This is a genomic window from Nocardioides sp. P4_G10 (genome assembly GCF_056401175.1).
Map to the genome: position 1 here is coordinate 39951 of NZ_JBFUJV010000015.1, position 22081 is coordinate 62031.

At 71.4% G+C, this 22081-nt stretch carries 23 protein-coding genes; 14 read left to right on the top strand and 9 right to left on the bottom strand.

Annotated elements, in window-relative coordinates; all coding sequences use genetic code 11:
• Positions 1-140: 140 nt before the first annotated feature.
• On the top strand, positions 141-1517 hold the full coding sequence (locus tag AC1DP1_RS15490) for an L-serine ammonia-lyase (protein WP_477507565.1): 1377 nt from the start codon (positions 141-143) through the stop codon (positions 1515-1517).
• Positions 1518-1608: 91 nt separating this feature from the next.
• Positions 1609-2364 (top strand): SDR family oxidoreductase, encoded by a 756-nt coding sequence (locus AC1DP1_RS15495; protein WP_477507566.1) that lies wholly within the window; start codon positions 1609-1611, stop codon positions 2362-2364.
• A gap of 29 nt (positions 2365-2393) precedes the next feature.
• On the opposite strand, the gene AC1DP1_RS15500 is transcribed toward AC1DP1_RS15495, so the two are convergent.
• The gene (locus AC1DP1_RS15500) at positions 2394-2837 is read right to left on the bottom strand and encodes a pyridoxamine 5'-phosphate oxidase family protein (protein ID WP_477507567.1); all 444 of its coding nucleotides are present in this window, start codon (positions 2835-2837) and stop codon (positions 2394-2396) included.
• A 107-nt stretch (positions 2838-2944) separates the two neighbouring features.
• Here AC1DP1_RS15500 and AC1DP1_RS15505 point away from each other — a divergent pair, with 107 nt between their 5' ends.
• Both AC1DP1_RS15505 and AC1DP1_RS15510 read left to right on the top strand, forming a co-directional pair.
• Positions 2945-3778 (top strand): universal stress protein, encoded by an 834-nt coding sequence (locus AC1DP1_RS15505; protein ID WP_477507568.1) that lies wholly within the window; start codon positions 2945-2947, stop codon positions 3776-3778.
• A 16-nt stretch (positions 3779-3794) separates the two neighbouring features.
• Entirely contained in the window at positions 3795-4541 is a 747-nt protein-coding gene (locus AC1DP1_RS15510) for a dienelactone hydrolase family protein (protein WP_477507569.1), read from the top strand.
• 25 nt (positions 4542-4566) lie between these two features.
• On the opposite strand, the gene AC1DP1_RS15515 is transcribed toward AC1DP1_RS15510, so the two are convergent.
• Both AC1DP1_RS15515 and AC1DP1_RS15520 read right to left on the bottom strand, forming a co-directional pair.
• A complete protein-coding gene (locus AC1DP1_RS15515) occupies positions 4567-5691 on the bottom strand; it encodes a hypothetical protein (protein WP_477507570.1) in 1125 nt (374 codons plus the stop codon).
• 1 nt (position 5692) lies between these two features.
• Complete coding sequence (locus AC1DP1_RS15520) at positions 5693-6055, bottom strand: hypothetical protein (RefSeq protein ID WP_477507571.1); 363 nt, start codon at positions 6053-6055, stop codon at positions 5693-5695.
• Between the two features lie 94 nt (positions 6056-6149).
• Here AC1DP1_RS15520 and AC1DP1_RS15525 point away from each other — a divergent pair, with 94 nt between their 5' ends.
• The gene (locus AC1DP1_RS15525; protein ID WP_477507572.1) at positions 6150-7001 is read left to right on the top strand and encodes a hypothetical protein; all 852 of its coding nucleotides are present in this window, start codon (positions 6150-6152) and stop codon (positions 6999-7001) included.
• On the opposite strand, the gene AC1DP1_RS15530 is transcribed toward AC1DP1_RS15525, so the two are convergent.
• The 6 genes from AC1DP1_RS15530 to AC1DP1_RS15555 all read right to left on the bottom strand — a co-directional run bounded on the left by AC1DP1_RS15530 (position 6979) and on the right by AC1DP1_RS15555 (position 12631).
• Entirely contained in the window at positions 6979-8670 is a 1692-nt protein-coding gene (locus AC1DP1_RS15530; protein WP_477507573.1) for a copper resistance CopC/CopD family protein, read from the bottom strand. The two genes, AC1DP1_RS15525 and AC1DP1_RS15530, sit on opposite strands and share 23 nt — an antisense overlap.
• On the bottom strand, positions 8667-9410 hold the full coding sequence (locus tag AC1DP1_RS15535; protein ID WP_477507574.1) for a YcnI family copper-binding membrane protein: 744 nt from the start codon (positions 9408-9410) through the stop codon (positions 8667-8669). Before AC1DP1_RS15535 ends, AC1DP1_RS15530 begins: the two co-directional genes overlap by 4 nt.
• Before the next feature lie 58 nt (positions 9411-9468).
• Entirely contained in the window at positions 9469-10008 is a 540-nt protein-coding gene (locus AC1DP1_RS15540; protein WP_477507575.1) for a hypothetical protein, read from the bottom strand.
• A gap of 42 nt (positions 10009-10050) precedes the next feature.
• Positions 10051-10455 (bottom strand): DUF1707 SHOCT-like domain-containing protein, encoded by a 405-nt coding sequence (locus AC1DP1_RS15545; protein WP_477507576.1) that lies wholly within the window; start codon positions 10453-10455, stop codon positions 10051-10053.
• A gap of 17 nt (positions 10456-10472) precedes the next feature.
• A complete protein-coding gene (locus tag AC1DP1_RS15550; protein ID WP_477507577.1) occupies positions 10473-11201 on the bottom strand; it encodes a PadR family transcriptional regulator in 729 nt (242 codons plus the stop codon).
• 218 nt (positions 11202-11419) lie between these two features.
• A complete protein-coding gene (locus tag AC1DP1_RS15555; RefSeq protein WP_477507578.1) occupies positions 11420-12631 on the bottom strand; it encodes an LCP family protein in 1212 nt (403 codons plus the stop codon).
• A gap of 25 nt (positions 12632-12656) precedes the next feature.
• Here AC1DP1_RS15555 and AC1DP1_RS15560 point away from each other — a divergent pair, with 25 nt between their 5' ends.
• The 9 genes from AC1DP1_RS15560 (at position 12657) to AC1DP1_RS15600 (ending at position 21997) form a co-directional block, all read left to right on the top strand.
• Positions 12657-13166 (top strand): acyl-CoA thioesterase, encoded by a 510-nt coding sequence (locus AC1DP1_RS15560; RefSeq protein ID WP_477507579.1) that lies wholly within the window; start codon positions 12657-12659, stop codon positions 13164-13166.
• Positions 13163-13402, top strand: coding sequence for a hypothetical protein (locus AC1DP1_RS15565; protein WP_477507580.1), 240 nt, complete (start codon positions 13163-13165; stop codon positions 13400-13402). Before AC1DP1_RS15560 ends, AC1DP1_RS15565 begins: the two co-directional genes overlap by 4 nt.
• A gap of 87 nt (positions 13403-13489) precedes the next feature.
• Positions 13490-15061, top strand: a complete 1572-nt coding sequence (locus tag AC1DP1_RS15570; protein WP_477507581.1) for an LCP family protein — start codon at positions 13490-13492, stop codon at positions 15059-15061.
• Between the two features lie 31 nt (positions 15062-15092).
• A complete protein-coding gene (locus tag AC1DP1_RS15575) occupies positions 15093-16022 on the top strand; it encodes a glycosyltransferase family 2 protein (protein WP_477507582.1) in 930 nt (309 codons plus the stop codon).
• Positions 16019-16945, top strand: coding sequence for a glycosyltransferase family 2 protein (locus tag AC1DP1_RS15580; RefSeq protein WP_477507583.1), 927 nt, complete (start codon positions 16019-16021; stop codon positions 16943-16945). Before AC1DP1_RS15575 ends, AC1DP1_RS15580 begins: the two co-directional genes overlap by 4 nt.
• A 36-nt stretch (positions 16946-16981) precedes the next feature.
• Positions 16982-18190, top strand: a complete 1209-nt coding sequence (gene glf, locus AC1DP1_RS15585) for a UDP-galactopyranose mutase (RefSeq protein WP_457186204.1) — start codon at positions 16982-16984, stop codon at positions 18188-18190.
• Positions 18187-20223, top strand: a complete 2037-nt coding sequence (locus AC1DP1_RS15590; RefSeq protein ID WP_477507584.1) for a glycosyltransferase — start codon at positions 18187-18189, stop codon at positions 20221-20223. Before glf ends, AC1DP1_RS15590 begins: the two co-directional genes overlap by 4 nt.
• Entirely contained in the window at positions 20220-21203 is a 984-nt protein-coding gene (locus AC1DP1_RS15595; RefSeq protein WP_477507585.1) for an ABC transporter permease, read from the top strand. The genes AC1DP1_RS15590 and AC1DP1_RS15595 overlap by 4 nt, the downstream gene beginning before the upstream one ends.
• The gene (locus tag AC1DP1_RS15600; RefSeq protein ID WP_477507586.1) at positions 21203-21997 is read left to right on the top strand and encodes an ABC transporter ATP-binding protein; all 795 of its coding nucleotides are present in this window, start codon (positions 21203-21205) and stop codon (positions 21995-21997) included. Before AC1DP1_RS15595 ends, AC1DP1_RS15600 begins: the two co-directional genes overlap by 1 nt.
• Positions 21998-22081 lie beyond the last annotated feature (84 nt).

Here is a 22081-nt window from a genome sequence, read left to right on the forward strand (position 1 = left end):
CTGGCAGCTCGCGGCGCTGCCGCGGGTTGCGCCCTGAGCAACGCGGTGCGAATGGCGCAACCAAAGCCTTGCCACCCGGAGGGCAGGGCCCCATGATCGGGAGTGCTGCCGACATGGGCGCCGGCGGCGGAGGGAACGCCATGACCATCAGCGTGTTCGACCTGTTCAAGGTGGGCATCGGTCCCTCCAGCTCGCACACGGTCGGGCCGATGAAGGCGGCCCACCTGTTCGCCGACGGGCTGCGCGCCGACGACCTGCTCCCGGGCGTCGCCCGTGTCCACGTCGAGCTGTTCGGCTCGCTGGGTGCCACCGGCCACGGCCACGGCAGCGTCAAGGCGGTCGTCCTCGGTCTCGCCGGTGAGCAGCCGCACCTCGTCGACCCGGTGGCGGCCGACCCGATGGTCCAGGCGGTGCTGTCGTCGGGGAGCATCGAGCTCGCCGGCGAGCACCCGGTGCCCTTCTCGGTCGACGACGTCGTGATGCACCGGCGCAAGCGGTTGGAGCTCCACGTCAACGGCATGGTCTTCCAGGCCCTCGACGCCGGGGGCGCCGAGCTGAGGAGGCGCGAGTACTACTCGGTCGGCGGCGGCTTCGTGCTCGGCGAGGACGACTTCGGCAACCGGCTGCTGGTGGCCGACGAGACGCCCGTTCCCCACCCCTTCACCACGGCCGACGAGCTGCTCGCCATCACCCGGGCGACGGGCCTGCGGGTCAGTGACGTGATGCTCGCCAACGAGGTCGTCCGGAGGCCTGAGGACGAGGTGCGCCGCGACCTGCTGGCGATCTGGCGGGTGATGCAGGAGTGCGTCGAGCGTGGCAGCCGGACGACCGGCGTGCTGCCCGGGGGCATGAAGGTACGCCGACGTGCGGCAGACCTGCTGGCCCGGCTCGAGGTCGAGTGGGCGTCCGGGGTCCCCGACCCGCTGGGCGCGATGGAGTGGGTGACCCTCTACGCGCTCGCGGTCAACGAGGAGAACGCCGCCGGCGGACGGGTCGTGACGGCGCCGACCAACGGCGCCGCCGGGATCGTGCCGGCGGTGCTGCTCTACTACCACCACTTCGTCCCGGGGGCCGACGAGGACGGCGTCGTCCGCTTCCTCCTCACGGCGGCGGCCATCGGCCTGCTCTTCAAGGAGAATGCCTCCATCTCCGGCGCCGAGGTCGGCTGCCAGGGAGAGGTCGGCTCGGCCTGCTCGATGGCGGCCGGTGGACTGGCCGAGGTCCTCGGCGGTACCCCGGAGCAGGTGGAGAACGCCGCCGAGATCGGCATCGAGCACAACCTCGGGCTCACCTGCGACCCGGTGGGCGGGCTCGTGCAGATCCCCTGCATCGAGCGCAACGCCGTGGCCTCGATCAAGGCGATCACGGCTGCCCGGATGGCCGTCCGCGGTGACGGCTCACACGTGGTCTCCCTCGACAAGGCGATCAAGACCATGCGTGAGACGGGGCGCGACATGAAGGACAAGTACAAGGAGACCGCCCGCGGGGGCCTCGCCCTCAACGTCGTGGAGTGCTGAGTCGCGTCGGGGGCCCCGGGTGCTGGTGTCACGCCGACGGGTGCTGTCCGGTCATCACTGCGGACCCACCCACCCACGTGAAGGACACACCATGAAGATCGTCGTCATCGGCGGAACCGGCCTCATCGGTTCCAAGCTCATCGCCCGCCTCACCGAGCACGGCCACGAGGGCGTCGCCGCCGCACCCAACACGGGGGTCAACACGCTCACCGGCGAGGGCCTCGCGGAGGTGCTGGTCGGCGCGGACGTCGTCGTCGACGTCTCCAACTCGCCGTCGTTCGCCGACGCGGACGTGCTGGACTTCTTCACCCGCTCGACCGGCAACCTCCTGGAGGCCGAGAAGGCGGCGGGCGTGGGCCACCACGTCGCCCTCTCGATCGTCGGGACGGACCGCCTCCCGGCGAGTGGCTACCTGCGCGCCAAGGTCGCCCAGGAGCAGCTGATCCGCGACGGCGGCGTCCCCTTCTCGATCGTCCACGCGACCCAGTTCTACGAGTTCACCGCCGCCATCGCCCAGGCCGCCACCGTGGGCGACGAGGTCCACCTGTCCACCGGCTACTTCCAGCCGATGGCCGCCGACGACGTCGTCGCCGCGCTCGGGCCGATCACGGTCGGCGAGCCGCTCGGCCGGATCCAGGAGATCGGCGGGCCGGCGAAGGTCCGGATGAGCGACTTCGTCGCCGCCGCGCTCACCGCCCAGGGTGACCCCCGCACAGTGGTCGCCGACCCCGCCGCAACCTACTTCGGGGCCGTGCTGTCCGGCGACGAGCTGGTCCCGGGACCCGACGCGCGCCTCTTCACCACGACGTACGACGAGTGGCGCGCCGCACAGGCCGCCGCGGTGTGAGCGACACCTGACCCGGCACGTGGCCCCGGTCAGTCCGGGGTCATGTGCTGCCAGGGGCGCGAGAGCTCGAAGCGTCGTCCGCTGACCTCGGTGACGTCGACCTCGACGACGTTCCACTTCTCCGAGGCCACCCACGGGCGGAGGGGGAGGTTCTCGGCGCGGTGCTCCTCGTCCTCCTCGAGACGGCGGGCCCGCCCGCGCAGCACGATGCTCGTGGCGCTCTCGCCGACGATCTCGTCGACCTCGAAGGCGACGTCCGGGTTCATCACGACCCCAAGCAGCTTGGAGCCCTCGGCGGTCCGGAACAGCAGCGACCGGCGGCCCGTGGCCGGGTCGTGGTCGACGGCGTAGTTGACGGGTGCGATGTGCACCTCGTCGGCGAGGTGGTGGGCCAGCCTGCCGAACTCGTGGCCGCGCAGGAACTCCCAGCACTCCTCGGTGCCCAAGCGGGTGATCGGCTCGTCCACGTCCATACCCGGACCGTACGGCGGGGGAGCGGGCGTCGGCAGGGTCCTTGGACCCCTCCCGCACGGGCCGTCCTCACCTGTTGAGCAGCGGTCCGGCGGCGCACGCTGGAGGCATGGACAGCTCCCGCACCCCCACCCGAAGGATCCTGGTCGCCTACGACGGTTCGGCGGACGCCGAGCTCGCCCTCGGATGGGCGGCCGAGGAGGCTCGCGCCACCGGTCGCGGGCTCCACGTCGTCACCGTGGACGACGCGATCACGTCGCCGTGGGGTGCAGCCGCGGTGCACCGCGGCGAGGACGTGCTGGCCGGCGTGGAGGAGCGGTTCGCCGACCTCGACGTCGAGCTGGAGTCCCGCGTCGGCCACGTGACCGGCGAGCTGCTCCGTGCCTCGGTCTCCGACGACCTCCTGGTGGTCGGCAGCCGGGGGCACGGTCGGGCCGAGGACCTGCTCATCGGCTCGGTCAGCCAGCACCTCGCCCGCCACGCACCCTGCCCCGTGGTCGTCGTACGCCCCACCCACGACACCGACGCCCGCCGCATCGTGGTCGGGGTCGACGGCTCGGCGACGAGCTCGGCCGCCCTGGAGCACGCGTGCCGTCGGGCCGAGTGGAGCGGCGAGACCGTGGTGGCGCTCCACGCCTGGCGCACGCATGCCCCGTCCACCGACGTGTGGAACAGCGAGCCGAGGGCGCTGGAGGGGCTCGCGCACCGGCAGGTCCTGCTGGCCGAGAGCGTCGCCGGGATGCGGGTCGACCACCCGGACGTGGTGATCGAGCAGGAGGCGGTCCCGGTCGCGCCAGTGCGGTGCCTGGTGGACGCCTCGCGCGGTGCCGCGCTGGTGGTCGTCGGCTCGCACGGCCTCGGCTTCTTCGGTGGCCTGCTGCTGGGCTCGGTGAGCCAGGCGGTGCTGCAACGCGCGGAGTGCCCGGTGGTGGTGGTGCGCTGAGGGCTAGCCTCGCAGCGTGCCCACCCTCACCCTGACCATGCCCGACGGCGAGGCCGAGGCCTACCTCGCCACCGCACCGGGCGGAGCGCTCGCGCCGGGCGTCCTGTTCGTCATCGACGCGATCGGCCTCCGGCCGCGGATCGAGGAGATGGCCGACCGGATCGCGTCGTGGGGCTACACCGTGCTGGCCCCCAACGTCTTCCACCGCGACGGCACCGCGGCCGACCTGGCTCCCCACACGGACCTGCGGGAGCCCGGTGCCCGCGAGGCGTTCATGCCCGGCGCCATGGAGCGCGTCCAGGGGCTCACCACCGACCTGCTCGCCCGCGACCTGCCGGCGTACCTGTCGGCGCTGCGCTCACGTCCCGAGACCGCGGGGGAGGACGTCGGGGTCACGGGCTACTGCATGGGTGCCCGCATCGCGGTCCGCGCGGCCGGGATGGACCCGCACGTCGTCGCGGTGGGCGGCTGGCACGGCGGCGGCCTGGTGACCGACGGACCCGACAGCCCGCACCTCGCCCTGGCCACGGCGCGGGCCTCGTTCGCCTTCGGGCACGCCTCCGACGACCGGTCGATGCCGCCCGAGGCCGTCGCCGCCCTCGGTGCCGCGATGGCAGACGCGGGCCTGACCGCGCTCAACGACGTCTTCCCGGGCCCCCACGGCTACTCCATGGCCGACACGTCGATGTACGACGAGGAGTCCACCGAGCGGCACTTCGAGAGCCTGCGCACGCTCCTGGGCTCCACCCTCGCGGCCCGCTGACCCGGGGTGCGCCCCCGGACCACCCCTAGATGTGCACCGTGGGCGGCGTCCAGTCGCGCCGGTTGGCGACCACGTCGTTGGCGTAGGACTCCAGGCCCTGGTGCGCGAAGGTGCCGGCGTCGGCCGGCGGCTCGGTGCGCAGGCCGTCGAGCGCCTTGCCCATCTCCTCGGCGATCCGCTTGAGGTCGTTGAGGAAGCCGTTGTGGATCTCGGAGGCGGTGGCGGCGCTGAGCACCTCCATCTCGATGCTCTTGTCCGGGATGATGTAGGTGACGAGGCCCGTGACCAGGCTGACGCCGCCGCTCACCGCCGCCGCGGGCGGGAACAGGGCGACCAGCCCGGTGACGGTGCTGACGTGGCCGAGGATGTCCTTGGCGCCGCTGTTGTCCGTCATCGCCCCCGTCGGCCAGGCGCCGCTCCGGTCCTTCCACGCCTGCCACTGCTGGAGCGCCTCCGTGACCCGGTCACGGCACTTCTCGGTCGCCTCGAGCAGGTTGGTCTGGTAGTCGGAGAGGCAGGCTCCGACCTGGGCGCTGGAGGACGCGAGACGGGCAGCGGCGTGGAGGTAGAGGCTGCACTTGTCGTTGACGTCGTTCCAGAAGTCGTAGAACGACTCCGAGCTCTGGGAGGTCGCCGGCCAGTGCTGGCGCAGGTCGGCGAGCCACTGCGGCGCCTCGGGGTCGTCGGGGCTGGTCCACCCGGCCTCCGGCTCGAGCTGCCCGGCCAGCCACCGCGTCAGGTCGCTCAGCGCCTGCACGGGTGCTTCCATCGCCGAGGGGTCCGGCTCCCAGACGTCCTGGCTCGCGCTGCGGTAGACCGTGGGCACGGCGCTGTTCACCCAGCTGTCGTGGCTCTGGTTCCACGTCGTCGTGAGGGCCTCCTGCATGAGCCGCTCGCGGTCGGCGTTGGTCACCGTCTGCTCGTACCAGTCGGGGTGCGTGGGGTGCATCGCGACGTAGAGCGCCTGCGTCTCCCACGGGTGCGACCCCGGGATCTTGAAGTAGCCCGGCTCGTGGCACCAGCCGTCCTCGACGTGGCGGTTCTGCTCGCTGTCGAACAGGTCGGCGCAGGACTCGTTGCCCTCCAGCTCGCCGATGCCGTCGACGATCTCGGTGAAGAGGGGGTCCAGCTGCTCGATGAGTCCGCTCACCTCACACCTCCGGAGCGGTGGGCTCGGGGGCGAGCTCGGGGTCGCCGACGTACTGCTGGTGCTGGGCGAACCACGCCTCGGCGTCCGCGTCGACGGCCACGAAGTCGTCGGCGATCGCGTCGAGCGCCGTCGCGCTGTCGTTGAAGGTCCGGACCATCGACCGCAGGTGGACGAAGAGCTCGACCGACAGGTCGGCGAGGTCACCCGCGACCGGGTGGTTGCCGGCGAGCGCGAGCTGGGCCACGATCGGGTCGATCGCCCCCGACGTGGCGTCCGCGCGTGCGGAGAAGTCCGCAGCCTTCGCGGGCAGGACGTCGTGGGACGCCTGGTAGATGGCGCCCATCTTCATCTCGATCACGGTCATGTGGTCCCCTTCGTCAGTCCCCGGCTGGTACGCCACTGCTACCCAGACGCGACCGGGCGAAACCAGCGGGGCGCCGTGAGGCAGGATCGTGCGCGTGAAGCCCGTCGTCTCCTACGCCCTCCCGCTCGCGCTGGCCGGCGCCCTGCTGGCGGGGTGCAGCTCGGGGGAGAGCAGCGACGACGGCCAGGTCGAGGCGGGCCACACCCACGCGCCGGGCCAGGGCCACACGTCGCTGGCCGTCGGCGACGGCACCAGCGTCAGCGAGGTCGGCTACTCGCTCGCCGGCCTGCAGGTCCGCGAGCAGCCCGACGGCATCGGGGAGCTGCGCTTCCGCATCGACGACCACGAGGGCGAGCCGGTCACCGACTACGTCGAGGAGCTCACCAAGGAGCTGCACCTCTACGTCGTCAACGACGACCTGACCGTGTTCCGCCACCTGCACCCCACCCGCGACGAGGACGGCAGCTGGACGGCGCCCTTCGACGTGCCGGACGCCGGCGGCTACCGGGTCGTCACGGAGTTCATCGCCGTCGACGAGGGCGGCAACGGCGACCACGTCGTGCTGGGCCGCCCGCTCGCCCTCCCGCCGGGCGACCCGGGCGACACGGCTGCCGAGGACCGGGCGGTCTCGGTGTCGGTGGCCGAGGCCCCCACGGCGGGACCCAACGGCGAGCTGCGCCTCGTCGTGCGCGACGCCGCCGGCCGGCCGGTCGAGCTCGGCACCTACCTCGGGGCCTACGCCCACGTCACCGGCTTCCACCGCGAGACCGGCGCGATGGTGCACCTGCACCCGCTCGGTCCGCCCGAGGTCACCCAGGACGGCTCCGAGCTGACCTTCCACGCCGAGATCCCCGACCCCGGCGACTACCGCCTGTTCGCGCAGGTGCGCGTGGACGGCTTCCTGCACACGGTGCCGGTGGAGCTCACGGTTCGACAGTCAGCGTGACCGTCGTGACCGGGTTGTCGAAGCGGCTCAGCTCGAGACCGACCTGCACCTCCCACTCGCCGGCACGCGGCACCACGACCTCGCCCCGGTAGGTGCCCGCGGCGATCGGGCGCACCACGACCGTGCCGAGGTCGAGGCCGTCGGTGCGCAGCGTGACGACCGGGTTCGCAGGCGGGTCGTACGGCTCGCCCGCGGCGTCCTGCACCTGCACGAGCAACGTGTTGGAGCCCGTACGCCGTGGGTCCATCACCGCCAGCACGCGGAGGTCGCCGGCCGTTGCGACGCCGACCCCGGTCGTGCCGGACTCGGCCGTGTCCGGCGCCGGGCGTGGTGACTGGTTGACCAGGAACCCGGTGACCCCGAGGAGGACGACGAGCAGCACCGCCTCGACCCGGAGGGTGCGGGTGACGGCCGCGGCGGCGGCCTCGCGGTCGCCGAAGCCGGCCGCGCGCTCGACGGCCGGAAGGGTGCGCCAGCGGTTCCAGCCACCGAGCGCCGCGACCAGCAGCGCGATCGCGATCTTGGCGAGCAGCAGCCAGCCGTAGCGGGTCTCCACCAGGCCGGACCACGAGCCGACGATGCGCCAGGCGAGGAAGGTGCCGGTGGCGGCGACCGCCAGCAGCAGCCCGCCGGCGAGGGTCGAGAAGCGCGCGAGCGTGGTCGCCGCGAGGACCTCGCGTCCGGCGAGCGCCCGCAGCGACACCACCAGCCCGACGAGACCGCCGAGCCACGTCGCACCCGCCAGCAGGTGGAGGGCGTCGGCCGCGACCAGCAGGGGCGAGGGGGAGAAGGCGCGGGTGTGCCCGACCAGGGACGGTCCGACGAGCGCCACCACGGCGCCGCCGACCAGCAGCCAGCCGCGCGTCCGGTCCGGCGGGGCGGTCGAGCACGACCAGGCCGCGACGCCCAGCCCGACCAGCACCAGCAGGGCGCTCAGCAGCTCGTTGCCGACGAGTCCGGGGTCGAACGCCGACACGACGTCCGTGAGCTCGAGCCCCTGGCCGTAGACCGATGCGACGGGGACCTGCAGGACGATGCCGGCGGCTCCGGCCCCCGCGGCGTACCTCAGCAGCCGGCGCAGCCGGGCACGCGTCTCGGTGCCGGCCCAGGTGCGGGGGAGGACCAGGGCGAGGAAGAGGGCAAGACCCGCCGCGAGCAGCAGCCCGACGTAGGTGACGACCGTGACGACGTCGCGGACGACGGTCACCGCGGTCGAGGAGCTCTGTGGCTCGGGCGCAGCCGTCACCGACGCGGAGGGTGCGCCGACCGAGAAGGTCAGCGCGCCCGAGATGGGGTGGCCGTCGCCGGAGAGCACGTTCCACGACACGACGTAGGTGCCGTCGGCGAGGTCGGCCGCGCCGGTGAGGTCGACGGTCACCTCCGTGCCGCTGGAGCCGGCGGTGGAGCCGACCTCGTCGCCCGCCGCGTCGTAGACGGCGATCTCCTGCGACGTCAGCCGCACCGGCTCGTTGAAGGTCAGCGTGACGGTGTCGGGGGCCGTCTCCAGGACGGAGCCCTCGGCCGGGTCGGTGGCGATCAGCTCGGCGTGCGCCGAGGCCGGTGCGGCCCCGAGCACGACGAGCGCGAGCGCGACCAGCGCGACGCCGACCCGCGCCCACCCCGGGGGGAGGGACAGGGGCCGCCGCGCCGGTCGCGCCGCGGAGGTCACGACGACGAGCGGGTCCGGGCCAGGGCGAGACCGCCGGCGGCCAGGCCGAGCAGGCCTGCCACGAGACCGGCCCACCCGAGGGCCGAGGAGGAGTCGCCCGCGTCGTCGGCCGACGCGTCGGCGGACGCGTCGGTGTCGTCCGCCCCGGCGGCGTCGTCCGCGGCGGGCTCGGCAGCCGCGTCGTCATCGTGGCCGCCGGCCTCGGCCGCCACGATCTCGAACGCCGGTGCGGGGCTCTCGAGCTCCTCGGCGTCCTGGCCGTCGGCCGGGACCTCGGTCCAGCCGGTCTCGCCCTTCTCGCAGGTCTGGATCGTCGGGAAGCTCAGGGTCTCGCCCTCGGCGTCCGGCAGCTGGAAGGACAGCTCGAAGGCGTCGCGCTCGCCGTCTGGCAGCGGCGTGCTGGCGGTGTAGACGATCGACGCGGTGCGCTCGGTCACCTCGTTGCCGTGGGCGTCGGCCACCGGCTCGTCGAGCTTCTCGATCGTCTTCTCGACGTCGTAGAAGGGGTTGCGGCTCGGGGTCACCGACAGCACCGACTCCGGGACCTGGATCTCGATCTTCGTGGTGGGGGAGCCCTCGCAGCCGTGGCCGACGCTGAACGTGACGACGGTGTAGGCGCCCGCCGCGGCGGTCGACGGCGTGGCGGTGACGTGGGCGCTCGCCGGGGCGGCGAGCGAGAGGGCGATGGCGGCAGTGGCGGCCGGGAAGGCGCCGAGGCGTGCGAGCGTGCGGATGGACATGTCTCTCCTGGGTGTGGTGCGGGTCTGGGGTCGCGTGACCGCCTGGACCCGGACGGGCTCAGGCGGACAGGACCGCCAGGGGCGGACCGCGCCGCGGGGAGACGAGCAGGAGGACGAGCGAGGAGCGCGTGGTGGCGCCGGACGGCCGCCGCGGCGCGCGGGTGCGGACCGGGACGGGCGGGTGCGCGTGGACTGAGACGGCGTACGACGCCGCGAACCGGCCGGCCCACCACAGCACGGCCGTCAGCAGGGTGACGAAGGTGTGGGCACCGACCATCTGCCACGACCAACCCGGGTCGGGTGCGGCCGCGGCGGCGTGGTCGTGGGACGCCACGAGGCCGAACGACTCGTGGACGCCGAGCTGGGCCGCGGCCACTGCGGGCAGCAGGGCCCACCCGGGCACGCCGCGCCGGAAGACCAGCACGCTCGCGCCGAGGACCACGGCGGCGACCAGCGCCAGACCGGGTCCGGTGGGCACGGCACCGCCGGCCCAGGTGTGGGCCGTGGTCGCGCCGGTGACGGCGACGGTGGTCGCCGCCACGGCGCGGGCGAGGGCGTACGGCGCACGCGCGCGCACCACCCTCGCCTCCCAGGTCACCGGCCCATCGTCCCAGACGGGACCGCCCAGCGGGTGGCTGGTCTACCAGCCGTGCGGCCGCCCGTGGCGCCGGTAGTCGGCGCGGCCCGGCGGGGGCGGCGCCCACGGACCGCGACGGCGGTGCGCGAACCACATCAGCGGGAAGATCAGCAGGAACAACGGCGCGTCAGCGATCACGCTCAGCACGATCAGGAAGGCCAGCACCGGGAGCAGCGGGAACTTGCGCCGCGAACCAGGCCTGCCGGATGAACGCGCGATCGTGCGCGGCGGCGGCGCGGCCTGCGGGTGGGGCAGGTCGTTGAAGAGCACCGCCAGGTCGGCGCGGGTCCGTGCCGTCCAGATGGCGTCCAGCCGCTCGTCGTACTCCTCGTGCTCGAGGCGTCCGTCGGCGTAGTGCATCGCGAGGTCGGCCATCGCGCGCTCGCGGTCGCTGTCGGCGATCCGCATGCGCGGATCGGGCGCGTTCATCGCTCGCCGTCCCGTCCGTCCGCGAGGATGCCGTAGAGCCGGCGGCGGGTGTCGACGAGCACGTCGAGGGCGGCCTTCTTCTGCTGCTCCGAGCCCTGGGTGGCGAGCTGCCAGACGGCGCTGACGACCTGCCCGATCTCGCTCTTGATGTCGGCGTGGCCGGAGGGCTGCTCCGAGGGGACCTCCTCGGTGCGGGCGAAGGGCGCCCACACGGCGGCGAGGTCGGTGCCGTTCTCCTCGGCCCAGGCGGCGCCCGAGTCGGTGAGCCGGATCGTGCGTCGCCCGCGCTCGTCGTCGGACTCCACGAGGCCCTCGTCCTGCAGCTGCTGGATGGTCGGGTAGACCGAGCCGGGGGAGGGGCGCCACTCGCCGTTGCTGAGCTCGGCGATCTCCTGGATCACCTGGTAGCCGTTGATCGACTCGTCGGCCTTCCGGGCGCGGTGCAGCACGTCGATGATCGCGGTGCGGACGTCACCGCGGCGCACCCGCGGGCCGCGCTGCGTCGGACGCTGCGGGGCGTTCGCAAAGCCGAAGATCTCGCCGAGCCACGGCGGGGGACCGCCGGCGCGGCGGCCGCGGCCGCCTCCGGAGAGGGCCTGGCCCCAGGTGGTCCAGTCGTTGCCGGGCGGGCGGCGGTAGTCGCGCTCGCTCCGGTCGCCGCCGCCGTTGTTCGTGCTGTCGTCGTGACTCTCGGGGTAGTCGGCTCCGGGCCATTGGTGTCCCATGGGGTGCTCCCTTGTGTGGTGGAGATGGTGGGGTGGAGATGTTTGGTGGGGCGGTACGTCGTGGAGTATCGGTGACGTATCGCGATATATCGTGATCGTACGCCGGGGTCGACGCCCGGACAAGGGAAATAGTGGTGACGCACGAGCGGTGGCCCAGCCACCCTCCCGGAGCACGGGACGTGGCTGGACCACCGCTGGGGGTCGAGCAGGGACGACGCCTACTGGCGGGCGCGGCCCGTCGGCGTGCAGGCCTTCTTCGGCACCGTGGAGTCGTCGATGATCGCGTTGAACAGCGCGGGTGCCCGGTCGGGGTCGGCGACGATCCGGTTGGGGTCGCTCGGCGCCGGCAGGTTGGGCATCGTGCAGGTCTGGCTCTCACCCGTCATGGCGAGGGCGAACCTGCCGAGGTCGAACGGGTTCATGTCCTCGTCGATGCGGATCGCGCCGGTCGCGGCGTCGTTGATCTGCCAGTAGCGCACCGGGTTCACGAAGGTCCACGGCGAGAGCGCCTCGTCGCCGATCGCGCTGATCACCTCGCGCTGGCGGGCGACGCGGTCGAGGTCGCTGAGCGCCGTCACGTGCCGCGAGCGCGAGTACGCCAGCGCGGTCTGGCCGTCGACCTCCTGGCACCCCTTCTTGATGTCGAGCCGCGCCATCGGGTCCTTCATGTCCTGCTTCGGGCAGATCTCCACCCCGCCGAAGGCGTCGACGGTGTTGATGACGCTGCCGAACCCGAGCTCGACGTAGTGGTCGATGTGGATGCCGGTCAGGGCCTCCACCCGCTGGACCAGCAGGGGTGCGCCCCCGCTCGCGAAGGCGGCGTTGATCATCTGCGTGCCACCGCCCGGGACGTCGACGAGGGTGTCGCGGGGGATCGACATCATCGTGCGGCCGCCGGAGCCGGTGTGGAGCACGATGATCGTGTCGGTGTTGGTGCCGCCGCGCTCGCCGGTCTGCAGCGCCTTGCGCTGCTCGTCGGTGAGGTCGTCGGCCTTGTCGGAGCCGACGATGAGGTAGTTGGTGCCGGGCTGGTCGCCGGGGCGGTCCCCGCTGGGAGCGGCGTCGACCTTGTCGATCTTCGTCCAGTGGTAGAGCGGGACGCCCAGGAGGTAGACGAGCAGCAGGATCAGCACGAGGGGGATGAGGCCGAGGCCCAGCCGGCGGCCGCGCTTCTTCGTCTTCTTCGGTCGCGGCGGCGGCGCCGGCGCCGGCGTACGAGCGGGGGTGGGCGGCTGGCCTCCCGAGCCGCGTGCCTCGCGGCGGGCGACCGGCATCACCCGGGTCTCGTCGGGGCGGCCGCCCTGGGGCTGCTGCGCCTCGACACGCTGCGTGGCGTCGCTCGGCGGGTTCTTGGACTGGCTCCCGTAGAGCCAGTCGTACTCGGGTGTTCCCTTCTCGGGCACCCCGGAGCCCTGCGGACGATCAGCCATGGGCGATGACGCTACCGTGCGGGCCATGAGCGATCCCAGCCAGCGAGGACGCCCCACGTCGTACAGCCGGGTGAGCCTCGGGATCATGGCCCACTCGAGCGAGGCCAACCTGCTGGGCAACGTCCACGGCGGCGAGATCATGAAGCTGGCGGACTCCACGGCAGGCGCCGTGGCGCACCGGCACAGCGGTGGGCCGGCGGTCACCGCGGCGATGGACGAGATGACCTTCCTCGCACCGGTCCACGTCGGCGACATCATCAAGACCTACTCCCAGGTCAACTGGGCCGGGCGCTCCTCGATGGAGATCGGCGTGCGCGTGGAGGCGCAGCCGTGGGGCAACGCGAGCGACGAGCCGGTGYACGTCGCCAGCGCCTACTTCGTCTTCGTCGCCATCGACGAGGAGGGGCACCCGCGCCCCGTGCCGCCCCTGGAGACCGAGACCGCCGGTGACGTACGACGCCAGCGCGAGGCCGAGATCCGCCGCGCGCACCGGCTGGCGCGCAAGACGGAGATCGACCAGGGCCGCGAGGCGTGAGCGGAGGCCAGGGCGACTGGCGTCACGTCCGCACCGAGCGGCTGTGGCTGGACCAGCCCGTGCAGGACGACCTGGCGGACTTCCACCGCATCCACGCCGATCCGGCGAGCTGGAGCGGGCCGGACGCCGGCAACGACGACCCGGACGCGATCCGGCTGGTCTACCTCGATCGGGAGCCCGACGCCGCGATCCGGGCGGCCATGGACGAGCGCTTCACGCCGGGGCCGACAGTCTGAGGACTGCGGCGAGTCGCGACCGGGTGGGACGGGTGTGACTGGTGATACTGGGCGGGCTGACTTCCCCCAGCAGAGAGAGGCCACCCGATGCCGTCCGTCCCGCCCCCCGGGTCGCACCAGCAGCGGTTCACCACCGTCGACYGCGCCCAGCGCGTCCGGTTCCGCCGCGCGCTGACGCTGATGCTGATGACCCTGTTCCTCCCGGGATCGGCCCAGCTGGTGTCCGGCAACCGCAGGGTGGGCCGCATCGCGCTGTGGACCTGGCTCACGCTGGCCGTCGTCGGCGTGCTCGCGGTCGTGACGTCGTACTTCTGGCACGGGCTCGCGTTCTGGGCCGGCACCAGCACGGTGCTGCTGCAGGTCCTGCGGCTCGGCCTGATGGCGCTCGCCGTCGGCTGGGCCTACCTCTTCGTCGACGCCTGGCGCCTCGGCCAGCCCCTGACCCTGCAGCGCCAGCACCGGCTCGCGATCGTGGGCGTCAACGGCTTCCTCTGCTTCAGCGTCGCCGGCGCCCTGCTCTTCGGCGCCCACGTCGTCACCGTCCAGCGCGACTTCATGATCTCGATGTTCGGCAACGGCGAGGCGGTCGGCGCCCACCACGGCCGCTACAACGTGCTGCTCATGGGCGGCGACGCGGGAGCCGGCCGGTGGGGCCTGCGGCCCGACTCGATGACCGTGGCGAGCATCGACGCGGAGACCGGCAAGACGGTGCTGATCTCGCTGCCGCGCAACATGCAGAACTTCCCGTTCCCCGAGGGCTCGGTGATGGAGAAGCAGTTCCCCGACGGCTTCGACGAGGAGGGGATGTACCTCAACGGGCTCGCCACCTGGGCGCTCGACCACGCGACTCTGTTCGAGGGGTCGAAGAACCCCGGCGTCGACGCGACCATCGAGGGCGTCGAGGGCATCACCGGCCTGAAGATGAACTACTGGGCGATGGTCAACCTCGAGGGCTTCAAGGACCTCGTCGACGCCGTCGGCGGGGTGGAGCTCAACGTGCGCCAGCGGATCCCCGTCGGCCTGCCGAGCGACTCGTTCTTCCGCTACATCGAGCCCGGCACGCGCACGCTGAACGGCATGGACACGCTGTGGTTCGCCCGCGCGCGTCACGACTCCGACGACTACTCGCGCATGGCCCGCCAGAAGTGCGTGATGAGCGCGATGCTCCAGCAGGTAAGCCCGCAGGTGGCGCTGCGCAACTTCGAGAAGATCGCCGGCGCCGGCTCGGCGATGGTCTCCACCAACGTCCCGCGCGGCGAGGTCGACCGCTTCGTCGACCTCGCTCTCAAGGCCAAGAGCCAGAAGATCGCCTCGCTGTCGCTGGTGCCGCCCATGATCAACACGGCGAACCCCGACATCGACCTGGTCCACGCCAAGGTCGCCGCCGCCGTCGCGAAGGCGGAGGGTCGTGCGCCCGAGAAGCCCGTCGAGACCGCCGAGGCCGCGCCGGCCGACACCGAGTCCAGCGAGTCCACCGACACCACGGGGGACGAGGCGACCACGGACGCCGCCGACGGGGCAACGGACCAGGGCGCTGCCGCGCCGCCGCCCGCCCCGACGTCGCCCAGCACGCCCCCGGCCGTCACCGGCGGGTCGCTCGGCTCGCTGTCCACGGGCTACGCCGCCAACCAGTCGGAGGACGTCGGCGCGGTTTGCTGAGCGCGCCCGTGCCGCCCCTAGTGTGTACGCCGTGACCACCGGACCCCTGCCTCGCATCGTCGCGGTCGTGGTCACCTTCAACCGCCTCGGGCTGCTCCAGAAGCTCGTGGAGCGCCTCGGGCAGGTCGACGGCCTGGCCGAGGTGCTGGTCGTCGACAACGCGTCGTCCGACGGCACGGGGGAGTGGCTCGCGGCCCGCCCGACCACCGGCGAGGTGCCGCTCAGCGGACGCACCCTCACGACCAACCGCGGCGGCGCGGGCGGCTTCCACGACGGGCTCGCGTGGGCGATCGACCGCGACGCCGACCTGGTGTGGCTGATGGACGACGACGGCCTGCCCGACGTCGACTGCCTCGACCAGCTGCTCGTGGAGTCCGACAACCTCGACTTCTGGGGCCCCCTGGTGGTCGACGAGGCCGACCCGGACCGCCTCGTGTTCCCCATCCGCCTGCCCGGCAGCACCCGCGTCGTGCACGCGGTGGACGACGTGCGCCGCGCCGCGAAGAAGGACCGGATCGACGGGATCGTGATCCCCTTCAACGGGGTCCTGGTCACCAAGGAGCTCGTCGACCTGATCGGCCTGCCCCGCGAGGAGTTCTTCATCTGGGGCGACGACCACGAGTACCGCCTGCGCGCGGAGGAGGCCGGGGCCCGCGTCGCCACGGTGGTCACCGCGACGGTGCGCCACCCCAGCGTCGGCAACCTCGGCACGCCGATGATGTTCGGCAGCACGACCTACAACGACTCGCCGAGCGACCTCAAGCACTACTGCATGGCCCGCAACAATCTGGTCAACCTCCGCGACTACCGCGGCCCGCTGCACGCGCTGGCCTTCGTCGTGAAGACCGCCTGGTTCTACACCTTCACCCGACCGAGCCTGTCGCGGCTGCGGCTCAGCGTCGGCGCCATGCGGGCCGGCATCGCCGGTGACTTCGACGGCCACCGGAGGTTCCTGTCGTGACGACCCCGACCGCCCGGCCGACGGAGACGGTGGCGGTCGTCGTGGTCACCTTCAACCGCGCCGACCTGCTCGCCCGGCTCCTCGACGGCCTCGCCGCCCAGACGCACCGTCCCGACGCCGTGATCGTGGTCGACAACGCGAGCAGCGACCACACCCGGCAGGTGCTCGAGTCCCGCAACGACCTCCCACTGCACGTCACCTGGAGCGAGGAGAACCTCGGCGGTGCCGGCGGCTTCCACCTCGGCGTGCGAGCGGCGTACGACGCCGGGTGGGACCGCGTCTGGCTCATCGACGACGACGTGGTGCCCGCTGGCGGCTGCCTCGAGGCGCTGATGGCCGTCGACGAGGACTGCCTCATCGCGACCCGCGAGGACCTGTCCGGCGCGCTGGTCGAGAAGGCCGCCGTCGAGTTCGACCTCCGCAACCCGCTGGCGATCAAGCCGAAGCGGTCCACCGTCGACAGCACCTACGCCGACCGCGCGTCGATGCCGGAGCTCGTCGAGGTGCACAACGTCGCCTTCGAGGGCTTCATGGCCCGCCGGAGCGTGGTCGAGGAGGTCGGCTTCCCCGACCCCTCCTTCTTCATCTTCTACGACGACGCGGAGTACGCCGTCCGCGCACGACGGGCCGGCCACCGGATCTGGGCGGTGCGCGACGCCGTCCTGGTCCGCCAGCTCGACTTCAACCAGCAGCACGACCTGTCGGGCTGGAAGGGCTTCTACATGTACCGCAACCTCTTCGTGGTGCACCTGCGCCACGGGGAGAACGTGCTGGTGCGCCTGAAGCCGTGGCTGATCACCCTCGTCGTGGTGCTGCTCAGCCCGGTGCGGGGCGGGCGGGCCGAGGCCCGCAACGTGATCCGCGCCATGGCCTCGGCGCGGGGGATGCGCCGCCTGACGGCTTCCGCACGCCCCCCTCGATAGACTCACCCCGCGTTTCTCAACCAAGGAGTTCATCCCTTGTCCCAGGGCCCCACGAACGACACAGAGCAGCTTCCCGACCTCGTCATCGTCGGCGCCGGGCTGTTCGGTCTCACGATCGCCGAGCGGTGCGCCGAGGAGCTCGGTCTCCGCGTGCTCATCCTCGAGCGTCGCCACCACCTCGGCGGCAACGCCTACTCCGAGCGTGACCCGGAGACCAACGTGGAGGTGCACAAGTACGGCGCGCACCTCTTCCACACCTCCAACGAGCGGGTGTGGGAGTACGCCAACCGCTTCACGTCGTTCACCGACTACCGGCACAAGGTGTTCGGCAAGTACCAGGGGCAGGTCTACTCCCTGCCGCTCAACCTCGCGCTGATCAACCAGTTCTTCGGCAAGAGCCACACCCCCGACGAGGCGCGCGCGCTGATCGCGGAGCAGTCCGCCGAGTTCGACACCGCCTCGGCGACGAACCTCGAGGAGAAGGCGATCAGCCTGATCGGCCGCCCGCTCTACGAGGCGTTCATCAAGGGCTACACCGGCAAGCAGTGGCAGACCGACCCCACCGAGCTGAGCGCGGACATCATCACCCGGCTCCCGGTGCGCTACACCTTCCAGAACGGCTGGTTCAGCGACACCTACGAGGGCCTGCCCGTCGACGGCTACACCGCGTGGCTGACCCGGATGGCCGACCACCCCAACATCGAGGTCCGCCTCGAGACCGACTTCTTCGAGGTCGCCGACCACTACAAGGGCAAGGTGCCGATCATCTACACCGGCCCGGTCGACGAGTACTTCGGCAACTCCGAGGGCCGGCTGTCGTGGCGCACCGTCGACCTGGAGGAGAGCGTCGTCGAGACCGACGACTTCCAGGGCACCGGCGTCGTCAACTACAACGACCAGGACGTCCCCTACACGCGCATCATCGAGTTCAAGCACTTCCACCCAGAGCGGGAGAAGACCCACCTGCCCGGCAAGAGCGTGATCGTCCACGAGTACAGCCGCTTCGCCGAGGAGGGCGACGAGCCCTACTACCCGGTGAACACGGCCGACGACCGCGCCAAGCTGCTCAAGTACCGCGAGCTGGCCAAGGCCGAGCCGATGGTCCTGTTCGGCGGCCGCCTGGGCACCTACAAGTACCTCGACATGCACATGGCCATCGGGGCCGCCCTGTCGATGTACGACAACAAGCTCAAGCCGCACTTCACCGAGGGCGCCGAGCTGACGAGCGGAGGCATCGACGCATGAGCACCACGTCCACCGTCACCCGGCTGCTGCAGCGGCAGATCATGCCGATCGACCGCGACACCGACGTCTTCCCCCTCTACGTCGACCTCGAGGAGGCCAAGCTCGACACCGACCGCCACGCGGTCGGCGGAGACAAGGCGGCCAAGGACCTCAACAACGCGGCGATCCGCCAGTCGACCTCCACCGGCAAGAAGCTGCACCCCGACCAGATCCGCTCGCGCACCGCGCTGGAGCTCCGGCCGTCGCAGCCGCTGTCGTTCGGCACCTACTTCAACGCCTTCCCGGCCTCCTACTGGCGTCGCCACACCGTCGTCACCGACGTCGACCTGACCGTCGAGGTCGTCGGCGCGGGCTCCGTCGTGACCGTCTACAAGTCGATGGCGCGCGGCCACGCCCAGCGCGTGGAGTCCGTGACCGTCGAGGGGGAGGGGCAGGACGCTCGCGGACTGTTCTCCTTCGCGCTGCCGCTCAAGCCGTTCGTCGACGGCGGCTGGTACTGGTACGACGTCGTCGCCGGTGACCACGGCGCCACCGTCGAGGGGGCCGAGTGGACCGCTCAGGTCCCGGCCGACCGCGCCGAGCACGGCACGGTCGACGTCTGCATCACCACGATGCTGCCCGACATGAGCGCCCAGCTGCTGGGCCAGCTCGGCGACGCGGAGGAGCTCCAGCCCTACCTCGACACCGTGATGGTGATGGACCAGGGCAAGGACAAGGTCACCGACAGCGAGTACTTCCCGGCCGCCGAGGCGGGCCTGGGCGACAAGCTGCGCGTGATCGTGCAGGGCAACCTGGGTGGGTCCGGTGGCTACGCCCGCGGTCAGCTCGAGAGCGTCCGCAAGGGCACCGCGACCTACGCGATGATGATGGACGACGACGTCGTCTGCGAGCCCGAGGGCATCATCCGCGCGGTCACCTTCGGCGACCTGGCCAAGCGGCCGACGATCGTCGGTGGCCACATGTTCAACCTCTTCAGCCGCTCCGAGCTCCACTCGTTCGGCGAGATCGTGCAGCCGTGGCGCTTCTGGTGGCAGACCCGCCTCGACGGCTACAGCCAGTGGGACTTCGGCGCCCGCAACCTGCGCTCCTCGCGCTGGCTGCACAAGCGCGCCGACGTCGACTTCAACGGCTGGTTCATGTGCCTGATCCCGCGGGTCGTGCTGGAGGAGGTCGGCCTGTCGCTGCCGGTCTTCATCAAGTGGGACGACTCCGAGTTCGGCCTGCGCGCCAAGCAGGCCGGCTACCCGACGGTGTCCTTCCCGGGCGCTGCGGTCTGGCACGTGCCGTGGACCGACAAGAACGACGGCGTCGACTGGCAGTCCTACTTCCACCACCGCAACCGGATCATCGCCGCCCTGCTGCACTCGCCCTACGAGCGCGGCGGCCGGATGGTGCGCGAGAGCCTCAACCACCAGATCAAGCACCTCGCGTCGCTGCAGTACTCCACGGCGGAGCTGCGCCACCTCGCGATGGAGGACGTGCTGCGGGGCCCGCACGCCCTGCACGGCGAGCTCGCCACGAAGCTGGCGGAGATCAACGCGTTCCGCAAGCAGTTCTCCGACGCCCAGCTGCACACCGACCGCGACGAGCTGCCGCCGGTGCGCCGCAAGAAGCCGCCCAAGAAGGGCAAGTCCGACATCGAGATCCCCGGTCGCAAGGCCACGCTGCTGGCTGCCGGCCTCGCGCCGCTGCGCCAGCTGCGCCCGGTGCGCGAGATGGCCGAGGACTACCCGGAGACCGAGCTGACCGCGATGGACGCCGGCTGGTTCAACCTCGCGAAGTACGACTCCGTGGTGGTCTCGATGAACGACGGCTCGTCCGTCGCCCTCTACAAGCGCGACCCGGCCCACTACCGCGACCTGCTCAAGCGCACGATCGAGATCCACAGGCGATTCCGTCGCGAGTGGCCGGCCCTGGCCCAGCAGTACCGCGACGCCCTCGGCGAGATCACCTCTCCCGAGGCGTGGGAGAAGACCTTCGCCCCCTGGACCGACCCGGCGGACCGCGCCCCCGACACGAGCGAGGGTACGTGAGCCAGTCCCGCGCCACCTCGACCTCCGAGCCGGGTCCTGACCGGCGACCGGTCGAGGTGCGCCACGACTTGGCGCACGTGCCCCTGACAGCGCCGTCGCGCACCTCCGGCGTGCTCGAGGTGTTCCGCCGTCGTTACCTGCTGCGGCTCATGGTGCGTCGAGAGATCAAGGCGCGGTACGCAGGCACGGCGTTCGGGCTCGCGTGGTCCTACATCAACCCCTTCACCCGGTTCCTGACGTTCTACTTCGTCTTCGGCCTGCTGCTGAGTCGCGGCTCGGGAATGCAGAACTTCGCCATCCACCTGTTCTCCGGCATGGTGCTGGTCAACTACTTCACCGAGTCGGTCACCTCCGGCACCCGCTCGCTGCTGTCCAACAAGGGCGTCATCGGCAAGATGGCGATGCCGCGCGAGATGTTCCCGGTCGCCTCGATGCTCGTCTCGTTGTGGCACGCGATCCCACAGGTGATCATCCTGGTCATCGCATGTGTCGTCACCGGCTGGGTCGGCGACGGGCCGCTCTGGGTGCCGGACGCGGTCGGGATGGCGGCAGCGCTGCTCGGCTTCGTCCTGATCATGGTCTACGGCACCGCGCTCGGCCTGATGTTCTCCTGCGTCAACGTGATCTTCCGCGACTTCCAGCGGATCGTGCAGACGTTCATGAACATCGTGCCGTTCACCGTGCCGATGATGTACCCCTACTACCTCATCGCCGACGGCGAGCGGATCCCGCTCAAGTTCCATGACCTCTACGTGGCAAACCCCATCGCCGAGGCGGTCATGCTCATCCAGCGCGGATTCTGGTACCCCACCTGTGACGGACCGTGTGTCGTCGACCCGGTCACGGGAGCGACGCTGCCGGACTTCGTCGACGACCTCTACTCACGCGGCTTCATCATGCTCGGCATCGGCCTGGTGCTGCTGGCGGTAGGACAGTTCGTGTTCTCCCGCTTGGAGAAGACCGTTCCGGAGCGACTCTGATGACCACCTCGATCGTCGTCGACAACGTCTCCAAGACGTTCCGCTACCAGACACACCGCACCTTGAAGAAGGTGCTCCAGAACCGCTTCCGCGGCGACCGTTCCAGCGAGACCTTCAAGGCGCTCGACGGCGTGTCCTTCGAGGTCGCCCAGGGCGAGTCCATCGGGTTGATGGGTCTCAACGGCTCAGGCAAGTCCACGCTGCTCAAGCTCGTCAGCGGTGTGATGGTTCCCGACGACGGGAAGGTGTTGACCCGTGGGCGGATCTCGGGACTGATCGCGACGGGAGCCGGGTTCCACAACGAGCTGAGCGGGCGCGAGAACATCTACATGAACGCCGCCATGCTGGGGATGTCGAAGGAGGAGACCGACTCGAAGTTCGACGACATCGCCGCCTTCGCCGATGTCGGTCGTTTCATGGACACGCCGGTCGGCAACTACTCCTCGGGCATGTTCGCCCGCCTGGGCTTCTCCGTCGCCGTCCACGTCGACTGCGACATCTTCATCGCTGACGAGGTACTGGCAGTGGGGGATCGGCCCTTCAAGCGCAAGTGCCTCAAGCGGATGAACGAGATCCGCGACTCGGGCATCACGATGTTCTACGTCAGCCACTCCGCCGGCTCGGTCAAGAAGATGTGCGACCGCGCGATCGTGCTCGACAAGGGGAGGGTGGGCTTCGACGGCGATGTCGACGCGGCGATCAAGTACCTCCACTACGACGGCGACGACGAGGAGCCTGACGGCGATGAAGGTGCCGAGGACGAGCGCGACGACGCGCTCGCCAGCGACATCTAGGACCCCTCCGCCGAGCGGTGCATGAGCCACCTTCCCCAGCCGTGCATGAGCCACCTTCCCCAGCCCGGGAACGTGGCTCAGGCA